The sequence below is a fragment of the Roseburia sp. 1XD42-34 genome (genome assembly GCF_009917385.1).
In the GTDB taxonomy this organism is placed as follows: domain Bacteria; phylum Bacillota; class Bacilli; order Bacillales; family Amphibacillaceae; genus Virgibacillus.
This window is the reverse complement of the sequence record NZ_QWLJ01000042.1, coordinates 25,090-43,493: the sequence shown is the minus strand read 5'-3', so window position 1 is coordinate 43,493 and position 18,404 is coordinate 25,090. Positions and strand designations below refer to the sequence as shown.

General features: G+C 38.1%; 19 protein-coding genes and 1 pseudogene. 1 reads left to right on the top strand and 19 read right to left on the bottom strand.

Annotated elements, in window-relative coordinates:
• Positions 1-665: 665 nt before the first annotated feature.
• From D1839_RS20510 to D1839_RS17090, 3 genes are all read right to left on the bottom strand, one after another.
• Positions 666-833 carry a hypothetical protein gene (locus D1839_RS20510; RefSeq protein WP_199690352.1) on the bottom strand — a complete coding sequence of 56 codons (168 nt, stop codon included), beginning with the start codon at positions 831-833 and terminating at the stop codon, positions 666-668.
• A gap of 393 nt (positions 834-1,226) precedes the next feature.
• Positions 1,227-1,931, bottom strand: coding sequence for a hypothetical protein (locus D1839_RS17095; protein WP_120381041.1), 705 nt, complete (start codon positions 1,929-1,931; stop codon positions 1,227-1,229).
• 4 nt (positions 1,932-1,935) lie between these two features.
• Positions 1,936-2,802 (bottom strand): ABC transporter ATP-binding protein, encoded by an 867-nt coding sequence (locus D1839_RS17090; RefSeq protein ID WP_120381040.1) that lies wholly within the window; start codon positions 2,800-2,802, stop codon positions 1,936-1,938.
• Between the two features lie 573 nt (positions 2,803-3,375).
• On the opposite strand from D1839_RS17090, the gene D1839_RS17085 reads away from it, so the two are divergent.
• On the top strand, positions 3,376-3,828 hold the full coding sequence (locus D1839_RS17085; protein ID WP_120381039.1) for a CoxG family protein: 453 nt from the start codon (positions 3,376-3,378) through the stop codon (positions 3,826-3,828).
• A gap of 9 nt (positions 3,829-3,837) precedes the next feature.
• On the opposite strand, the gene D1839_RS17080 is transcribed toward D1839_RS17085, so the two are convergent.
• The 16 genes and pseudogenes from D1839_RS17080 to hpaB form a co-directional block, all read right to left on the bottom strand.
• Entirely contained in the window at positions 3,838-3,990 is a 153-nt protein-coding gene (locus D1839_RS17080; RefSeq protein WP_158589695.1) for a hypothetical protein, read from the bottom strand.
• 177 nt (positions 3,991-4,167) lie between these two features.
• A complete protein-coding gene (locus D1839_RS17075) occupies positions 4,168-5,349 on the bottom strand; it encodes a hydroxymethylglutaryl-CoA synthase (RefSeq protein ID WP_120381038.1) in 1,182 nt (393 codons plus the stop codon).
• A 623-nt stretch (positions 5,350-5,972) separates the two neighbouring features.
• A complete protein-coding gene (locus D1839_RS17070; RefSeq protein WP_120381037.1) occupies positions 5,973-6,764 on the bottom strand; it encodes an STAS domain-containing protein in 792 nt (263 codons plus the stop codon).
• 44 nt (positions 6,765-6,808) lie between these two features.
• On the bottom strand, positions 6,809-7,261 hold the full coding sequence (locus D1839_RS17065; protein ID WP_120381036.1) for an antibiotic biosynthesis monooxygenase family protein: 453 nt from the start codon (positions 7,259-7,261) through the stop codon (positions 6,809-6,811).
• A gap of 902 nt (positions 7,262-8,163) precedes the next feature.
• A complete protein-coding gene (locus tag D1839_RS21425) occupies positions 8,164-8,304 on the bottom strand; it encodes a hypothetical protein (protein WP_353616263.1) in 141 nt (46 codons plus the stop codon).
• A gap of 29 nt (positions 8,305-8,333) precedes the next feature.
• Positions 8,334-8,688 (bottom strand): annotated as a pseudogene (locus D1839_RS20925) (TRAP transporter large permease subunit).
• A gap of 66 nt (positions 8,689-8,754) precedes the next feature.
• Positions 8,755-9,090: a hypothetical protein gene (locus tag D1839_RS20490; protein ID WP_199690348.1), complete on the bottom strand. Its 336-nt coding sequence runs from the start codon at positions 9,088-9,090 to the stop codon at positions 8,755-8,757.
• A gap of 568 nt (positions 9,091-9,658) precedes the next feature.
• Positions 9,659-10,333: a GntR family transcriptional regulator gene (locus D1839_RS17055; protein ID WP_120381035.1), complete on the bottom strand. Its 675-nt coding sequence runs from the start codon at positions 10,331-10,333 to the stop codon at positions 9,659-9,661.
• A 92-nt stretch (positions 10,334-10,425) separates the two neighbouring features.
• A complete protein-coding gene (locus tag D1839_RS17050; RefSeq protein ID WP_120381034.1) occupies positions 10,426-10,809 on the bottom strand; it encodes a 5-carboxymethyl-2-hydroxymuconate Delta-isomerase in 384 nt (127 codons plus the stop codon).
• Between the two features lie 21 nt (positions 10,810-10,830).
• Positions 10,831-11,592 (bottom strand): fumarylacetoacetate hydrolase family protein, encoded by a 762-nt coding sequence (locus D1839_RS17045; protein WP_120381033.1) that lies wholly within the window; start codon positions 11,590-11,592, stop codon positions 10,831-10,833.
• Positions 11,589-12,377 (bottom strand): fumarylacetoacetate hydrolase family protein, encoded by a 789-nt coding sequence (locus D1839_RS17040; RefSeq protein ID WP_199690346.1) that lies wholly within the window; start codon positions 12,375-12,377, stop codon positions 11,589-11,591. Before D1839_RS17040 ends, D1839_RS17045 begins: the two co-directional genes overlap by 4 nt.
• 114 nt (positions 12,378-12,491) lie before the next feature.
• Positions 12,492-13,412: a 2,4-dihydroxyhept-2-ene-1,7-dioic acid aldolase gene (gene hpaI / locus D1839_RS17035; RefSeq protein WP_286164846.1), complete on the bottom strand. Its 921-nt coding sequence runs from the start codon at positions 13,410-13,412 to the stop codon at positions 12,492-12,494.
• Between the two features lie 130 nt (positions 13,413-13,542).
• Positions 13,543-14,523 (bottom strand): 3,4-dihydroxyphenylacetate 2,3-dioxygenase, encoded by a 981-nt coding sequence (gene hpaD / locus D1839_RS17030; protein WP_120381031.1) that lies wholly within the window; start codon positions 14,521-14,523, stop codon positions 13,543-13,545.
• 14 nt (positions 14,524-14,537) lie between these two features.
• A complete protein-coding gene (gene hpaE, locus D1839_RS17025; protein WP_183030266.1) occupies positions 14,538-16,040 on the bottom strand; it encodes a 5-carboxymethyl-2-hydroxymuconate semialdehyde dehydrogenase in 1,503 nt (500 codons plus the stop codon).
• A gap of 73 nt (positions 16,041-16,113) precedes the next feature.
• Entirely contained in the window at positions 16,114-16,587 is a 474-nt protein-coding gene (locus tag D1839_RS17020) for a flavin reductase family protein (protein ID WP_120381030.1), read from the bottom strand.
• A 53-nt stretch (positions 16,588-16,640) separates the two neighbouring features.
• Positions 16,641-18,107 (bottom strand): 4-hydroxyphenylacetate 3-monooxygenase, oxygenase component, encoded by a 1,467-nt coding sequence (gene hpaB / locus D1839_RS17015; RefSeq protein ID WP_120381029.1) that lies wholly within the window; start codon positions 18,105-18,107, stop codon positions 16,641-16,643.
• Between the last annotated feature and the right edge of the window lie 297 nt (positions 18,108-18,404).

Here is an 18,404-nt window from a genome sequence, read left to right as displayed (position 1 = left end):
CTCTTTTTAGATTTAAAATTTATTTTCATAATAGATGGTGGCTCGCGCTCTAGGCGAGCCATGGTGGTTTCTTATCTATGAACAAATTACGCATGATTGGAGGAGATCCAAGTGAAATTTGCAGGTAAGATTTTTATTTCACTTGTTATTATGGTGATCTATTATGTATAGCTTTTTCATCTAGTTCATTCATGCAATTGCTTCATACAAATGAGCCTTTATCAGATAAATTTTTAGTAAATGGACCCTGAATAGACTTATGTTATTCTCTATATTTAGCTCAGAATTTTTTTCACAAGCGATTTTCAGCTTTTCTAGCCCCCTCCATGACGTTAACCAAATACTAAATATATTCCTCCTATAGCTGCCAATAGCAAAACTAAACCAGTGAAGACTTTTTGTGGTATAAGTGATAAAATTCTAACACCTAACAAGGTACCTAATAAAATAATCGGACTCATGATCACATTCAAACAGAAAGATGAACTGCTAATTAATATAAATGCAAATAAAAAGGAACTTTAATCAAATTGACGTGATGAAAAACCATACAGTTGTTCCGATAAATCCCCTCTTTGGCACACCTTTTACTAACAAGTAGATGGTCATAATAGCACCAGCATCATTTCCTACCATCGTCGTAAAGCCACTGTGAACTCCCATGATTATTGTAAAAAATAAGGAATTTGGTAAAATCTGGTTAATCGTTCTCCAAGTCGATCACGAATGACATTTAAACTAATCATTAAGAGTACAATCGCACCAATAATTGGTTTTAGCTGACCATCATTTACTTGCTGTAAAAAATAAAAACCACTGGTGACACTTAGCAACACCCATGGAAGTATTTGTTAAATTTTCCCAAATAACATTACGACGATAATAGAACATTGCAAAGAAATCCTCAATTAGAAGCATGGGAAGTAAAACTCCAGCCGATTCCTTAGCTGAAAACACAAACATAATTAATGTAACAACTAACATAACTAAATTCGAAAGACCTGATTTGGAAATAGCCGATAAATAACGCACACAGTATAACATTTGATTAGTCGATTGCTGTTAAATAGAACAAAAGTGTATTCCTACTCATCTAAAAATTAAATAAAAAGATTCCCAGTTTTAAGAGGACGCTTTGTAGGAAGTAGGTTTGGTCATTTTATAGCAAAAAACAGAATATGTTCATACGTCAAAACTCCCTCTCCCACCTTGAAATGCCATGTTTTTTATAAAAATTTCTTTTTACGACGATAAATAATAAAAAACACCGCCACCACAACACCTGTATACGCCATGGTCCATAAATAAACACGGAAAATGCCATGAAGGTCTAATGGATCTCTCATAAGTAAAGCTAATTCTGAAACTGGTGGAAGGACAAATAATATGTATTTCCAATATCCCGGTATGAGTTGTTCTAACCCTAAAGAGGCAATGGACACAAGAAGCATTAAACTGATTCCTAACCAGGAATTTATCTTGTTCGCAATGATTGCTCTAGAAAATACTCCACTTAAGGCAATTGCAACCATTCCTAATAAACAATGTGTGGCAAATCCAATTCCAAGCTCCTGCAGCGTTACCTGCTTAGAAAACATCCGAAATACAATAGGATAAACTATGGAAATAAAAGCTAACAGAACCACAATACAACCTGCGGCTAGGTACATACTGCAAAAATATTTTCTATCGTTTCCAGCATGGAGAATGGTTACTTGTTGTTGAATCATATCTTCTGTATGGAAAAAACGAAGGGAAATCCACGCTGCAATAATATACAAATAGATAGCTGTCATCCCATAGCTTGCTAAAACGGGGTTAGGATAGATAGAATAATTGACTACTAGGATCATAATAAAAATGCTCATAGGCGGAACGTAATTATAAGATTTCATGTAAGCTATCAAATGATACACAATTAAAGCTTTCATTCCTTTACCCCCTCTCATTATTGAAAACGTCAATCTGTCTAATTTGTGTAACAGAAATGATGGAAACACCGGCTTGAATCAATTGCAAAATCATTTCATCGCTTTTTAATGGGTGTACTTTGAATATAACTTTATTTGCAAGTATTTGCATCGCATTTATTTTGGGGTTGTTGTCAAATTGCTTCAGCACTAAACAGTCAGCTGGAAGAGTCGTTTCAATCGTAACTGTGTTTTCTTTTGTTGCTAAAATGGTTTCAGTAACTTCTGTGAACTTGCCATTTCGCAATTGGAGAGTACGGTCTGCAAGCTGTTTTAAAAGTAGATGGTCATGACAGGTGAATATGATGGTCAGTCCTTTTTCCTTTAGCTCATGTAAAATGGACTCGACTTCTAATTGAGCGGTATTATCCAAACCCGATAATGGCTCATCTAAAATTAGCAGACTGGGAGAATGTAACAATGCTTGCATGATGTTTATTTTTTGCCTCATTCCTTTAGAATAGAGCTTCATTGCTTTAGAAGTTGCTTGTAAACCAAATTGCTCGAGAAGTTGGTGGGTTCTCTTTTTCGATGTTTCACGGGATAGCCCTTCGATCCTCCCTAAATGATAAAGGTAGTCAAATCCTGTAAACGATATATTTACCGAAAATTGTTCTGGTACATAGCCAATACGACAATTACCACGTTGAATAGTACCACTCGAAGGCTCCGAAATCCCAGTTAAAAGCCGAAGCAACGTGCTCTTCCCTGAACCATTCGTACCAACAATTGCTACGGCTTCACCTTGCCAAAAGGTAAAGTCGATATGATCTAAAATACAATTATTATTTACTTTTTTGGAAACACTCTTTCCTTGAATCAGTATCCCCACTTCACCGTACCCCCTTCATGTTCGCCGTTTGCTTCTACAACGATTTAAATTTGATTTTATACTGGATAACTGATACTCCATTTAGACCAAGTCTCGATTGAGTTCTCTACTTTTTGCTCATCAGCTTGTGATTTAAACGTTCGGTTTGCTTATTACTCGATCTGGCTTGTGTCTTGACTGTTCGCCTTACTCAGTTACTTGATCTAGCTGGAGGATCGCATACTTTGCTTGGTTGCTCGTTTTTACTTATGACTTGACTGTTCGCCTTGCTTATATGGCGTTGTGTACTTGCTTTAAGCTATTTCTTCTGTAAATAACCCCTGCTGTGAAAATACAAATCTCGAAATTTCCCTATTCTCCACCTAGATTGCTTCTCTTACTTTTGATATATGGTTAAATATAGCTTATTTGTGGTATAAAATAAACTATAGCTTAATAATTATTTTATATTCGCTGCTGATGGACGTTATAATTCTTTAAATGGGGCGTGAATTTGCTATTATGTTTTATTGCTGCTAAATTTTAATACATCTGTTACTAAACGCAGATAAATAAAAGGAGGAGGATAGATTTATGCCTAGTGGAACGAAGGAGGTAACCTTAAATGTGCCAATTGAGCATGTGTGGAATTTTGTTAGCAACATGAACAATTGGGCGCCATTAGTACCTGGTTATATTAATCATGAGATTATCAACGATAAGGAATCGACATGGACGTTCAAAGGCGACCTCGGTATCGTTCATAAAAAAGTACATTTAAAGGTAATTATCACTAAATGGGAAAAGCCTAATGAAGTAACATTTGACTTGAAGGGTTTAAGTGAAAAATTCACCGGTAGTGGAGCATTTAGCGCTAAGGCGATTAACGCAGCCCAGACGGAAATGACTGGGCATTTGGATATCAAAGCAGGAGGAATGATGGGACCAGTAATCAATCCAGCGTTAAAATCATTTGTTCCGAAAATGACTTCAGAATTAACAGAAGCCATTGCTCAAGAAATAACCAATCGTGAAAGTTTTTCGTAAACTTTTGGACTAAGAAAAAGTCAGGGCAGACAAGCCTGCTGTTTGCTTTTTAACTTTTGTATAAAATTCTACCAATAATTTCGTGGGTTCTTCTTTTATATCCCATACTTCTACTTGTTTATCTTTTATCCCCAATAAGTCTATGTTAAGATGATATTGCACTCTTTCCCTCTCCTTTACCTTTTGGTCTGCAACTTAAGGTTATCAAAAGAGAGGAGAATGAGTGTATTTTTTTGCATCTTTCTGCGCATTGCCACAATAAGGAGTACCACCACATTTAGTATAGAGCCTAAAAAGCGAGCGGGTTTCTCCATACATGAGAAACCCGCTTAAACATTTTTAACTCTTCACTTGACTACTATTCATATAATGGCGGATATGACCACCAACTCCAGAGAGCTTTATTTTAGCTGGATCAGCGTCTACATCCAGTTCAAAATCCGTTCCATCGTTTGGCAATTTTGCTTCAAAAATTTGTTCATATTCTTCCACACTTACTTCTCTTCTCGACGCGAGTAAATCCTGATGTTGTTTCGTGTTTAAATGGGTTTGATAATTAGTCTGCAGAAGACCCATAAAGAACTCTCCCACAGCTCCGGAACCATAACTAAACAGCCCTATTCTATCACCCGCATTTAGCTTGCTTTGATGTTCAAGCAATGACAGGAAGCTTAAATATAAAGAGCCTGTATAAATATTACCGACATGTTTATTATAAATTTTACTGTATTCCAGGTTTTCCAGTAAACGATCTTTATCTGTTTTAGTGCCTTGATCATAAATAATCCGTAAAGCCTTTAATCCCATTTTTGTATATGGAAGATGGTAACAAATAGCAGAAAAGTCACCAATGCCTAACCCTGTGTTCTGCTTAAAGGCATTCCAAATTTTTTCAAAGAAGGACAAGTACATTTCATTCGAAAGTTTCCCATCTACCTGTGCATATTCGGAATAAACCGGACGCCAAAAATCCATCACATCCTCTGTTAAATAGGCAGACGGCTCTTCAAGTGCCAAAATTTTTGGATCTTTACTAATGATCATGGCGACTGCGCCAGCACCTTGTGTCGCCTCACCACCAGTTCGAAGCCCGTATCTCGCAATATCTGAAGCTAAAACTAAAACCTTGCTGTCTGGATTTAAAGCAATATGCCCTTTTGCCATTTGAATACCGGCAGTAGCACCAAAACACGCCTGCTTTACTTCTACTGTTCTCGTATGAGGTTGTAGGTTCAGTAAATGATGAACATAAACCCCTGCTGCTTTTGAATGGTCCACGCCTGTTTCTGTACCAAATATAACAAAATCAATGGCAGCTCTATCCGCATCATCTAGAATTTCCAATGCTGCGTTGGCAGCTAATGTAACTGCATCTTGTGTAAGTGGTGCAACCGCCATTTTTTCCTGACCAATACCAATGGTGAATTTTTCAGGGTCTACGTTTCTAGCTTTCGCCAAATTATTCATGTCCACATATAAATGCGGAGCGTAAAAACCTATTTTATCAATCCCTATTTTCATAATAAGCTCCTTTACTTCATACTTGATAACACATTTCATTTAAGTGACTATTTTCACAATTCATTATAAAAGTTGTACCATAGTACATCATAATATAATCTATTATTAAACACAATATTGTCGCTTCCATTTTTCGATCGAGCTAACAGAGTTAAGCCTTTCACTTTTATGGATTAAAATTAATTGAACAGCGCGAGACGCCGTTTAACAACGTAGCAATTGGAACGAATCAACCGAGATAAAGGAACCCACTAAAACCGAGGTATCCCGACGTCTGGTCGGCAAGTCCAATTTTAGTCGACCTTCCTCTTAGAGACGAACCGATAATGCCTTATTGTAGGGCTCATTTCTAAAGTCCCATCGTTGCTGGGCTCATGCGCAGGACGTGGGCTTTCGATTATTTCGTTATTCACAAGCACCTCATTTTATGCTTTCTTATCCTATTAAAAACAACCTCCCCTTTTAGAAAACGTTGGGGAGGCGGAGAGTGAAATTAACAATCTGCCTCTACTTTTGTAATAGGAATCTCCAGTGTAAATGAGGAAAATTTTCCAGACAAAAAAGCTCAAAAAGCAGAAGGAGACGCTCAAGTAGTTGTCGCCTGCTGCTTGTTAAAGTGTAACCTATTTATCCTCCCTCTCCTTATCTATATAATGCAACGCCATCTTTACATTTTTAAACGTGTTTATATCTTTAAATGTATCCTGAATAATCACCGTTTTTAAAGCCATATCAGGACGAATGCCAGCAAATAATAATTTTTTACCCATTAATAAAATAAATTGGTGTATCTTTAATAGTCGTGATACCGTATATGTATCTACTTCGTGTAGACCAGATAGGTCAATAATAATATATTCTTCATTGGCTTGTTCCATATAGGTAGATATATTTGCCATCATTGTCTCCATCCGTTGATCATTCATATTTCCAATGAGCGGCAAAACTGCTACATCATCGCGAATCGGTACAATAGGCGTTGACAGCTTTTCGATTTCTAACAAACTATTTTGTAATAGTCGTTCGCTCTCCTTCTCATTGGTCACATCTTTTTGCACTCCGACAAAGTAATATTTTTGTTCTTCTTCCACCCACATCGGGTCAATCGATAACTCATTCCAAAAGCCTGTCCCGTCTTTCTTATAATTATATACCTGTATGGTAATCGATTCATTTGCTTGTATTGCTTGACGAATCCGCTCCAAACTGTAAGGATCTGTTTCTGTTCCTTGCAAAAAGCGGCAATTTTTCCCGACTACTTCATTTTCCATATACCCAGTCAATTCTGTAAAACCTCTGTTTACAAAAATAATCGGATTTTCCTCTAAATTAGGATCAGTAATAATTAATCCAACTCCAGTATAGTTTAATGCTTTTTCAAATAAATATAATTTTTCATGTCGTTTATTTACCATACTTACAGTCCTCTTTCGTTCATAATTTGCTATTTCTCTATAATTTAATAAATATTTGGTCGATACAACTTGTGATAGGGCTTGTCTTTTAGAACACCTGCCTCTTGGTCAATCCCTTGCTGGGTTTTTCTTTTTCTATGTGCATGTTGGTAGGCAGTGGATGCCTGCCAGTTTCGAAAAGCCTCCTCTGTCTGCCACTGAGTCAAGACTATATATATGTCATCTTGCACTGGGCGTAATACGCGAATCGCAATAAATCCCGGCTCATTTTCTATTAATCGAGGCCGGTTTAAAAACCGTTCTTCAAAACGTCTCCTTTTTTCATCATGAATAGGAATACAATTTAAAACGGTAAGCCCCTCTGTTTGTAAAGTATTTGCTTGATCTATAATTTCATATTTCTTTTTTTGTGTTTCCGAAGCAATCCAAATGTTGTTTCCAATTTCATTTATAGATAATGGTTGCTTCCCGTTTAGCTCTATTATGTTTACTTTCACCGTCTAGCAGCCTCCCTTACAGTTCTTAATTTCAGCATAACATATTTTCACAAAGCTTTAGCAAAATAATTAAGTCACAGCAGTTTACATAAGGTGGACTTGATAGGGTATGTTATGTTATGTTTCGTTTCTAATAAAGCAAATTTCAATGAAGAAGGGTGGAGTGGATGCTCCCTCACGGCTTAAAGTGGAAACAATGACTAACATCTTAGGGCCGCCTAAAAAATTAAAAATACTTTTAATACGCGCGCTACGTCATTACCACAGATTCCCTTGTCCTTAAAGCTATGTAACAAGCTAGACAAACATGATCATACTCGTAAGTACGGGAAAATTTAAAAACCACCGAAAGCTATAATGCTATATTTAATGAGAATATTAGTTTCTAAAACTTCAAGTACGAACAAAGAATCGGCGATCCCGCTTAGCAACGTAGCGAATGGAACGAATCAACGAAAGATAAAGGGAACCTTCCATCAGCGGGGGTTTCTTCCTCCCCCGTTGACGGTTAGTAACGCCAGGGTATGACTTAAAGACCTCTTACGAAATAGGGGATTTAGGTGCTGTTACCTCCCGCTTCGACTTGTTCCGCTCACATCTTCCATTCTTAGACCGTGGGAGTCTACAACGCCTTCTTACGGGATAAAGGGACCATGCCACTAAAACTGGGGTATGCCGACGTCTGGGCGGCAAGACCGTTTTTAGTCGTTCTTCCTCTTAGAGACGAACCAATGAGGCCTTATCGAAAGGCGCATTTCTCAAGTCGCATCGTTGCTGGCCGATGAAGCCGGACGTGACTATCCGGTTATTTCGCTATCCACAAGCACCTTATTTGATACTTTCTTATCTTACAAAATAAAAAGAAGTTCTCATGTTCTGAAAGAGCTCCTTTCGCTAATCATTTATCTCATTAAGCTCGGTAAAAAAGTGACAAAGGAAGGAAAGACAATGAGGATCAGGAGGCAAATTATCATCCCAGCAATCATCGGGATAGCGCCTTTAAAAATGGTTTGTACAGGTATATCTGTAGCAACTCCTTTAATTACAAAAATACTAATTCCAAGTGGGGGTGTTAATGAACCGATTTAATTGCCATTACCATAATGATACCGAACCAAACACCGCTAAATCCCAACTCTAAAATAATCGGATAGATAATGGGAATGGTAAGCACAATAAGTGACGATCCTTCAATCAAACATCCAAGCAAAAACAATGCCAACAAAATAGCAATTAGAATAACATATGGGTTCCATTCCAAATGACTGACTATACTGGTTAGTTGCACTGGTAGTCTGCTAATCGTTAAAAACTGGCGTAGCACCAATAAGAATTAAAAAAATATATGCTGTCAATTTTACGGATTCATTAAAAGCAAGTTTTAGCCAGTTCCAATTCAATCTTCTTGAAAGAAAAGAAAAAAGCATGGCCCCCATTGCGCCTACTCCAGCCGCTTCTGTAGGTGTAAAAACCCCACATAAATTCCGCCAATACTAATTAGAAATAACGCTAGAAATGGCCAAATACTCTTTATCGTATGGAGTTTTTCCCTTGTTGATCCCTGTTCTGATCTTACAGGTGCCAATGAAGGGTTCTTCCTCACAAGCAATACAACAATGAATATAAAAATGATCATTTGGACCATGAGACTTTTCTTTCATTTCATTACCAATCGCTCGAAAAACATCTGTTTGTATCGGATGACTCCCTGGTAAAAAGTGCGAAATTACCAAATGGTGCTCAGAGTTAGTGGAAGCAATCCCTTCTGAACGCGCAGCCAGAATAAATAATACTACAATCCCTATCAACACCCTTATTTTACGAACCATCATTTCACCTCCATACAAAAAACAAAACAAGACAACGCTTACAATAGTGCGTATTATGTTTTCATCCATAATCACGAATAATTATGCATTTTTATATGCGAATAAATTATATATGAAATCATATATAATTTAAAAGTATAGTATTTGGTTACTTATTAAATATCCCCTTACACGTTGATAGTAATGGTCTATTCAACCAATATTTTAAGACACCTCCAACAATATATAAGGGGAAGTGAGCAAAAGATTATAGCTTTTTTTATCGTTCACAATCGAATTATCCATCATTAGAAAAACTTGGCTTGTCGCCAAGCCTTTGTTTTTCTTATACTATAAACCAAAAAATCTTATACTTTCCTATAATGGAACAAAGGCGCAGAGCCCCGGTTAGCAACGTAGCTAATGGAACGAAGCAACTAAAGTTTTAGAAATCATGGTAAGGACACGAACCAATGATGACTTATCGTAGGGCGATTCGTGAAGTTGCCTAGTTGCTGGGCTCATGGGCCGGACGTGGCTTATACAGTTATGTTATTATACACAAGAGCTAATTTTATACTTTGTTATTTCATAAAAAAGCTTCTCCATAAACATGCTGCTGACTTAAAAATGAATCTTTCGTATTTAATTTATGGTTTCTCGCTGCCTTCTCAATCGTTTCAAATTCCTTATTTTGGCTTAGTAAATGGATTAACTGCTTATGTTCTTCAATCGAAGCTATTGCTCGTTTTGGATGGAATGCGGAACCTGCTCTGCGGATGGAATCTAGTTTTCTCCATAATCTATGAATTTCTTCAACCAAATAGGTATTGTTACAATAGCGATAAATTAAATTATGAAAATCACGATTTAATTGACCAAACGCTTGAAAATCAAACGCTTCTATTGCCTCCTTCATTTGTTGATTTTTCATGGTTAACACCGCTATTTTCCCCTCTGGAATACCATGTTGGCTGCTTAACGCTGTTGCGTATCCTTCCATGACAGCTAGAACGGAGAGTGTATCTACATATTCATGCTTATTAATCGGCGTCACTACCGGACCAATATTGTTTTGGTAATCAATGAGCCCTTCCGCTTCTAATTGCCGAACCGCCTCCCGAATCGGAATAGCGCTTGTAGATAGTTCTTTCACTAATTGATTAATCACGATACGTTGTCCTGGTGCATAGTGTCCTTCAATAATCCGCGACTTCATATAATCATATGCTTTTTGCTTTTTAGTAATCGGTTTATTTTCCATAGTGGATATATCATATACTAAATGATATATGATGTCAAAAAGGGTTGTTATGATGCCATAACTCCGATTATTTTATTTTCGCTTGATAAAACCTACTTTGGATAGCGATGATGAATATTGTTTAGTTTATACGTTGGGAAAGTAAATTCATATAATTCGAGTGAGATGGCTAGGTAACGCACTTTAAAAACGGCAGTTAAATGATCTGTCATTGCTGTAAACAAATCATCGCAAAGCCGTTTTTTTTCAGCCTCCGTCCGCCCTTTTCCTAATTTTAAAGTCGCATGGATAAAGGCATCATCCTCAGTACCATCAGCAATAAGATAATCTTCTAATACGATTGCTCTGGAGCGAAGACCCCCAATTGGAATAATGACATGATGTGATAATAACGCCTGATGGGCGATTTTTAACAAATTCGCTATATCTATTTCTTTCCGAAGATTTGCTGTATACTCGATAATCAAATGTGGCATTGCATTGGCTCCTTTACTAGTTCAACTGTTTTGCAACGCTTCTTCACCAACTACCGTATTTACCAAGCGACCGACCCCTTCAATTTCAGTTACGACTTCATCTCCGACTACTGTATCGACTGATCCTTTTGGCGTTCCTGTTAAGATGATATCCCCGGGATATAATGTCATAAAACTACTTAAGTACTCGATTAATTGCGGTATACTTAAAAGCATATCTGCAGTTGTACCATCCTGTGTTTTCTTTCCATTAATGTAAGTTCGCAGAGTTAAATTCATCGGGTCATGTATATCTTCCTTATCAACAAGCCACGGACCTATAGGTGTGCAACCATCGCGATTCTTCACACGCAAGTTTGGGCGGTAATAATTTTCTAAGTAATCGCGAATGGCATAATCATTCGCTACCGTATAACCTCTCACATAATCATAAGCTTCTTCTTGTTGAATATGCTTTCCTTGTTTGCCAAGCACCACCGCTAATTCACATTCATAATGCATAAATGTCACGTCATGTGGGCGAACTGTCTTTCCTTTGTGGCCAATTAACGTATTCGGACCTTTCAAAAAGACAAGCGGGTCCTCTTGAACTGCTGAAAAAGATAGTTCCTTTGCATGATCCGCATAGTTTAATCCTAACGCAAAAATGGTATTCGGTTGTACAGGTGGTAACCATACTACTTCATCTTGTGTCACTAATCTACCATCAAGCAGTTGAACATCATCATCGATGACGGTTGCCTCTTGAATAGACCCATCGTATGCTACACGTGCATGATTCATAATCTCCCTCCCACACTCGCTTTCTCTATGTCAATGGTATTTTCAAGCACTCCTATCTGGTCTATTTCAATATGGATGTGGTCTTTCGCTTTTACCCGTGGTGGGTTCTCTGGAACACCGACTAATAACACATCTCCCTTTGTAAGCGTCATAAACTCCGTTACGTCAGCAAGTAGTTTTTCTACTGTACGGACAAGCTGATTCGTATTACTTTTCTGCTTCAGTTCTCCGTTAACTAATACGCGAATTTCTAATGCATTTGGATTATGAACAGCAGTTTTTGACATGATCCATGGACCAACAGGACAAAAACCATCGCGCGCTTTTTCTTTTACTGCCGGTCGATAAACACTATCGTGCGGAATGCTAACATCGTTGACAATCGTATATCCTTCCACCACATCTAAAGCATGGAATTCATCGATTTTGCTAGCCGTTTTTCCAATTACCACTCCTAAGGCAGCGCCTATTTCCAATTCCTGCTCTTCTTCTGGAATGGGGATGATAGATTCTGGAGCAATAAGCGTATTCTTCGGTTTTATATATAGAACGGGAGCTTTTGGTGGTGCTTGATATGGCGCCTGATGCATTGTCTCTTTTGATTGAATATAGGCGTTGCGATAATTTAATAGTGTACCGTATACAGTTCCAGTTATAGGAATATCGAATGCCAAATCTTTATTCTTGTATGAGCTACCGTTTATCCATACCTCCTGTTTATTCAAATTCACTTTTCCTTCCTGTAACGGTTGTATTCCTGATAATTTCATATATACCGTCTGCAACGTTTTCACCATCCTAATTCATTGTGCATGATTTTAAAAATGAATGGAAGCAATCCCCAGATAAATTTGTTCATTTGAATAATCTTATATAATGTATATTGAAAAGTACAACGCTCACGTATGCTGTAATACCTTTCCGTAGTCAACTAAAGTTTGATGAATCTCTTTTTGTAATGATTCAGAGGGAATATCCATTGGCAAGCGTAGTACAGGTTCAACTTTCCCCATCATGCCAAGTGCCGCCTTTACTGGAGCTGGGTTCGTATCTTTAAACAATACGTCATTTAATGGCATTAATTCAAAATGCAGGTCCTGCGCACGCTTGATATCTCCTTCTCCCCAAGCATTATGCATCTCAGCTACCTTTTTCGGCTCCACATTAGATGTCGCACTAATCGAACCTGCACCACCAATGGTAAGCATCGGATAACAAAGCAGTTCAATACCTGAAAACAACAAAAAATCTCTGCCGCAATAAAGTAATACACGATTCACATGTTCAAAGTCTTTATTCGATTCTTTTACACCAATTATGTTTGGACAATCTTCGCTTAGTCTGGCTAATGTCTCCACTTCCATATTTACCGCTGTCCGACTAGGTATATTATAGACAATAATAGGTATATCGACCGTATCAGCTATTGTCTTGAAGTGCTTATATAGAGCCTGTTGGTTTGGTTTATTATAATATGGAACAATTATCATTGCTGCGTCTGCACCAATTTCCTGGGCTTTCTTTGTTAAATACATCGTTTCGTCATGATTGGTAGAACCCGTTCCTGGAGCAAATGGAACTCTGCCGTTGATTGCCTGTTTAGCATTTTCCATGACGTAGACACGTTCTTCTAGCGTAAGTGAGCTTGGCTCTCCTGAGGTGCCTGTAACGGAAATAGCATGTGTTCCATTGTCCAGCTGGTATTCAATTAATTCTGCTTGTTTCTCGTAATCTACTTCATAATTCGCTTTAAACGGAGTAATTAATGGGGCGACTGATCCCCGCAAGCGTTGTTTAATCTCTTCATATTTTTTAACCAAGTGAACCATCCTTTCTAAGTGAGTGTTTCAAAATACGGATGAAGCAAAATGGTAACTAATTGTTTGAGCATGGAAGAATGAGGTCCGATAATATGCCTTTTTATTTCCTTCCCTGTACATCTGAGATACGTTACATTACAAATTGTGGCTTACTTTTCTTCAGTTTTGGTTCCTGTAACGGCAATTTTTGTCCTGTCCGTATATCTAGTACTTCAGAAGCCTCATCAAACCAACAGTCAGGTGCTTGATGGCCCCAAAACGTTTGCCTCATCGGGTCATCTAAATCCCATTTAATTGGCTTAAAGTCGGGATCACTCGTTAGGTAATCTCCATTGTATAATTCAATTCGATGACCATCCGGATCTCTAACATATAAAAAAAGAGCATTTGAAAGCCCATGTCGGCCAGGTCCTCTTTCTATATTCGCGCTATATCCTGCAGCTGCCAGTACATCACAACCATCAATGAGACTCATTGGATCTTTCAACCAATAACCAATATGATGTAGACGTGGCCCGATACCATTCATAAACGCCACATCATGAACGGAAGGCTTACGATGAAGCCAAGCGGCCCAAACCTTCCCTTGTTCTCCTTCTGTATACTCCGAACACGCAAAGCCGAGCTTCTGTACGTAATAATAATAAGCTGATTCGACATCACGTACCATGCAATTAAAATGATCAATTCGTTGCACTTTGGCTCCCTTATGCAAATCATAACGCTGCAATAATCGCTCTACAGTCTCCATTTCCGCATAAAATTCCAGAGGTATACCAGTAATATCCTGAACACGAAGCGTTCTGCCTATGGCGTGCTGCTCTCCTTTTGGCAGCCACTTTACTTGTCTGCCTTGGCTGAGAAACAGCTTTTCTAGTTCGTCCAAATCATGTTCACGGGTCACTTTATAGCTAATCACTTCCACAGCTGGTTCTGTTGCCTGTTTTAGCCATAAGCTATGGTGGTTATGTTCTTCCAAACCGCGAAAAAATATATTTTCGCTATCCGCTTCTGTTACCACAAATCCCAACGTCTCATAAAACGAACGTGACTTCTCTAAATTGGTAACATGCAGAACAGCACGGCCTGCACGTATAATATTAAAATCCATCCCATGGCCCCTTTCTATTTCCCAAACTGTGGTATGTGATGATCCTTTAATGCAACATGAACAATCTGTGTTTCTGTATAAAAATCAAACGCATAATGCCCGCCTTCACGTCCTATACCACTATGCTTAGATCCTCCGAATGGCGTGCGCAAATCTCTTACATTTTGAGCGTTAAGCCATAACATCCCTGAGTTAATTGCTTGAGCAACTCGATGACCGCGCTGGATGTCTTTTGTCCACACATACCCTGCCAGCCCGTAGCGGACATCATTGGCCAGTTCAATCACTTCTGCTTCATCAGTAAAGGTCATTGCTGCTATAACCGGTCCAAAAATTTCTTCCTGCACCACACGCATATCATTTCTTGCATGTAGTAGCAGGGTCGGAGGAATGAAATTACCTTTACTATTAGGCACACTTCCACTAACCACTTCACACCCCTCTTCTTCCGCAATGTTTAAATAACGCTCCACATTTTCATAATGTTGTCGATGAATTAACGGGCCTACTTCTGTATTTATGTCTAATGGATCACCAACTGTTATATTAGCAATCCGCTGCTTTAATTGTTCAATGAATGTTGGGGCAATCTTTTTTTGCACATACAAGCGGGAATTAGCTGTACAACGCTCCCCATTAAATGAGAAAATTCCCCATGTGCAAGCGTCTAACGCCCTTTCCACATCCGCATCTTCAAACACGATAATCGGAGACTTTCCGCCAAGCTCCATGGAAAAACGTTTTAAATGATCCGCTCCATTTTTCATAATTTCGGATCCTGTTGTCGTTTCACCTGTAAATGAAATTAATGGCACATCTGGATGGGCTACAAGCGCTGCACCAGCTGTTTCTCCATAACCATGGACAACATTAAATACTCCATTCGGCAGACCTACCATGTCAATTATTTCTGCTAGCCGATTTGCTGTAAGCGGTGACCATTCTGCTGGTTTTAGTACAACCGTATTCCCAGTAGCAAGTGCTGGAGCAAGCTTCCACGTTTCCAGCATAAATGGTGCATTCCACGGGGTAATTAAACCAGCCACCCCTACAGGCTTTTGAATAGTGTAATTTAAAAAATCATCATCTACCTGATATGCTTCTCCTACCATTCGTGTCGCAACCATCTCGGCATAAAAGCGAAAATTATACGCTGCTCTACTCACCATTTTTTTGGTTTGACTTATCGGCAGTCCTGTATCAAACGATTCCAGTGGCGCGATTTCGTCAATATGCTCATCAATGGCATCGGCAATTTTGTAAATATAGGCTAATCTCTCCTTTAATTTAAGTTTTCCCCATTCTCCATAAAAAGCTTTTTTTGCAGCTTTCACAGCCTTATCCACATCTGCTTTTTCACCTGCAGCAACTGCATTGATCGTTTCGTTCGTAAAGGGACTCATATTTTTAAACACGTCCTGAGAATGTGCATCAACAAACTTCCCATCAATATAATGTTGAACAGCCTTTACTGCCTGTTTCATTTCCTCATGCTGTTCCGCAATTTGATTTGCCATTACTCCTCCGCTCCTTCATTAAAAATCAGTAGATTGTATATAAAATAATATATGATTTATATGGCGGTTTCATTTACACATATTCTGCAGGCTCATACTTTCCATACTGTCCTTTGTAAAACGTTAATGGATTTCCATTATTGGAGTGAATGGCTTCTACCCTTCCAATAAAAAGTGTATGATCACCTACTTCAAATGCTCGATCTACTTCACATACAACAGAAACAAGTGCATCTTGAATAATAGGCACACCTTCCAGCAAATCGAACGGAACCTCTTCGTATTTTTTCACTTGATTTGCAAAATGCATGGAAATATCCTGTTGTGTAACCGATAGAACATTTACCGCAAATTTTTCGGATTGGTAGATTTTCGTTAGCATATTTGCTTGGTTGTCTATGGATACCGTAATTAATTTTGGCTCTAAAGAAACAGACATAAAAGCGTTTGCTGTCATGCCATGTATTTCTTCTTCTACTTTAGTTGTAATTACTGTTACCCCAGTAGTAAAACAACCCATTGCATTTCGGAAAGCTCTACTGTCCATATAGATTAACCTCCTGTCAGTTCATAAAATAACTCCCTCATTGGCAACCGCACCTAAATCTGTAATTTATTCATATTTTGGTTGTTTAAAAACTCTCTAACGTGAGCTTTATATGTTTCTTTGTCATAGTTATCGAAGTAAGCCATTCCCATTTTAATTGGATCGCCAAAGAAATAATATTCATAATGTGTTTGCCTGCTTCCAAATGCACTCATCGTTAAATCCCATGCTAAGCGGAAAATTTGCACACGCTCATACCCTTCCACATTTTTTCCTTGCATGGCGCGGTGAAGAATCGGACCAATCTCCTCATGTGCAAAATCTGCCTCGGTTGGTATCCCCATCATCCCAGAAGCGCCAAGAATACGAATGATTTCTATCATCCGTGGATACACACGTGGGAACCAATTCCTTGCAGCATCAAGTGCTGCAAAATCAGGTGTCATCATACCCCACTTATCAAGCTTTGCATTGTACTCGGCACGAAACAAATGAGATTTCATTGTTTCAAGCGTTAACATAATTTCCGTACCTTTATCTTTCACGTGCTGAAAGCCGTCAATACCGATAGAATCCATTAAAGTCAGTACAACCCCAAGTAAAAATTCTGTTTTTGCAATGTTTTTAGCAACTACTTGATGGGTCATATGAACAACGGCATTCGTTTCACCAAAAGCGCGATTGCAAATCGATGAATTCTCCAATACAAAAATACGGTTCCATGGAACAAGCACATGATCAAAAGCGACAATGGTGTCGCCTTCTTCAAATTGATAACCTAACGGGTGGTCATATGGGTTATTACTATATACAAAAGATTCACGACTTAAATATTTTAGCCCTGGCGTATTATTTGGTAGGGCGAATGCTAGAGAGTAAGGATCATCCAATTCTCCTGACTTTTTAACAGTCGATGGAAACACTAAAATTTCGTCTGTAATAGCACCTTGTGTCGCTAACAATCGTATCCCATCAACAACAACCCCATCATCATTTTTTTCCACTACATGTAACGCCACGTTAGCATCTTTTTGTTCCGCTTGTATCTTTGCTCGATTTACCTGTGGATGGATTAATGTATGTGTTAAGCTAATGTCGTTTTCCCTGGCAAATGCTGCGTAGTTTTTAACATTTGCAGCAAACATAGGATCACCCTCGGCGTAGAATTCGCTTGCCTGCCCCATCGCCATCACATCTGCATTCAAATAATCGGGCGATCTTCCCATTAATCCTTTTGTAAAGCTTTGCCATTCCATGATAGCTTCTCTGCGCTCAACTAATTCGTCAACCGTTGTTGGCACCATAAATGTTTTGCTTACTTTATCTCCTGTAGTTGGGGATGTATACAACATTTTATCAGGCTTTTCATATTGTAAATCATACAATTTTGCCATGGATTGAATGACGTTTTTAAATGCTGGATGTTCTGTCACATCCACGACTCGTTCCCCATGAATATACACATTATTATTGGCTTGTTTTAACCGTTGAATATATTGCTGTCCTGTTTTCGCTGGCATAGTTTCCCTCCTTGCATATTTTAAAAGCGCTTTCACAATATGCGTGCTATATTTAGGTAATTTTCTGAATGATACCTTTAATTAGAATAATATCATAATTTTTGCTATATTCATAATATCTATTTATTTAATAAACTATATAAAAATGATATACTTTTTGACAATGGCAACTAATATATATAAAATCATATACAATTATCCAGTGTTGCATAGTACATATATTTTTTTGGTTTTAAATTGCATCAACAGTATTTGGACACCATTCGTTTATGTTGTAATACACAAGCTTATCTCAGA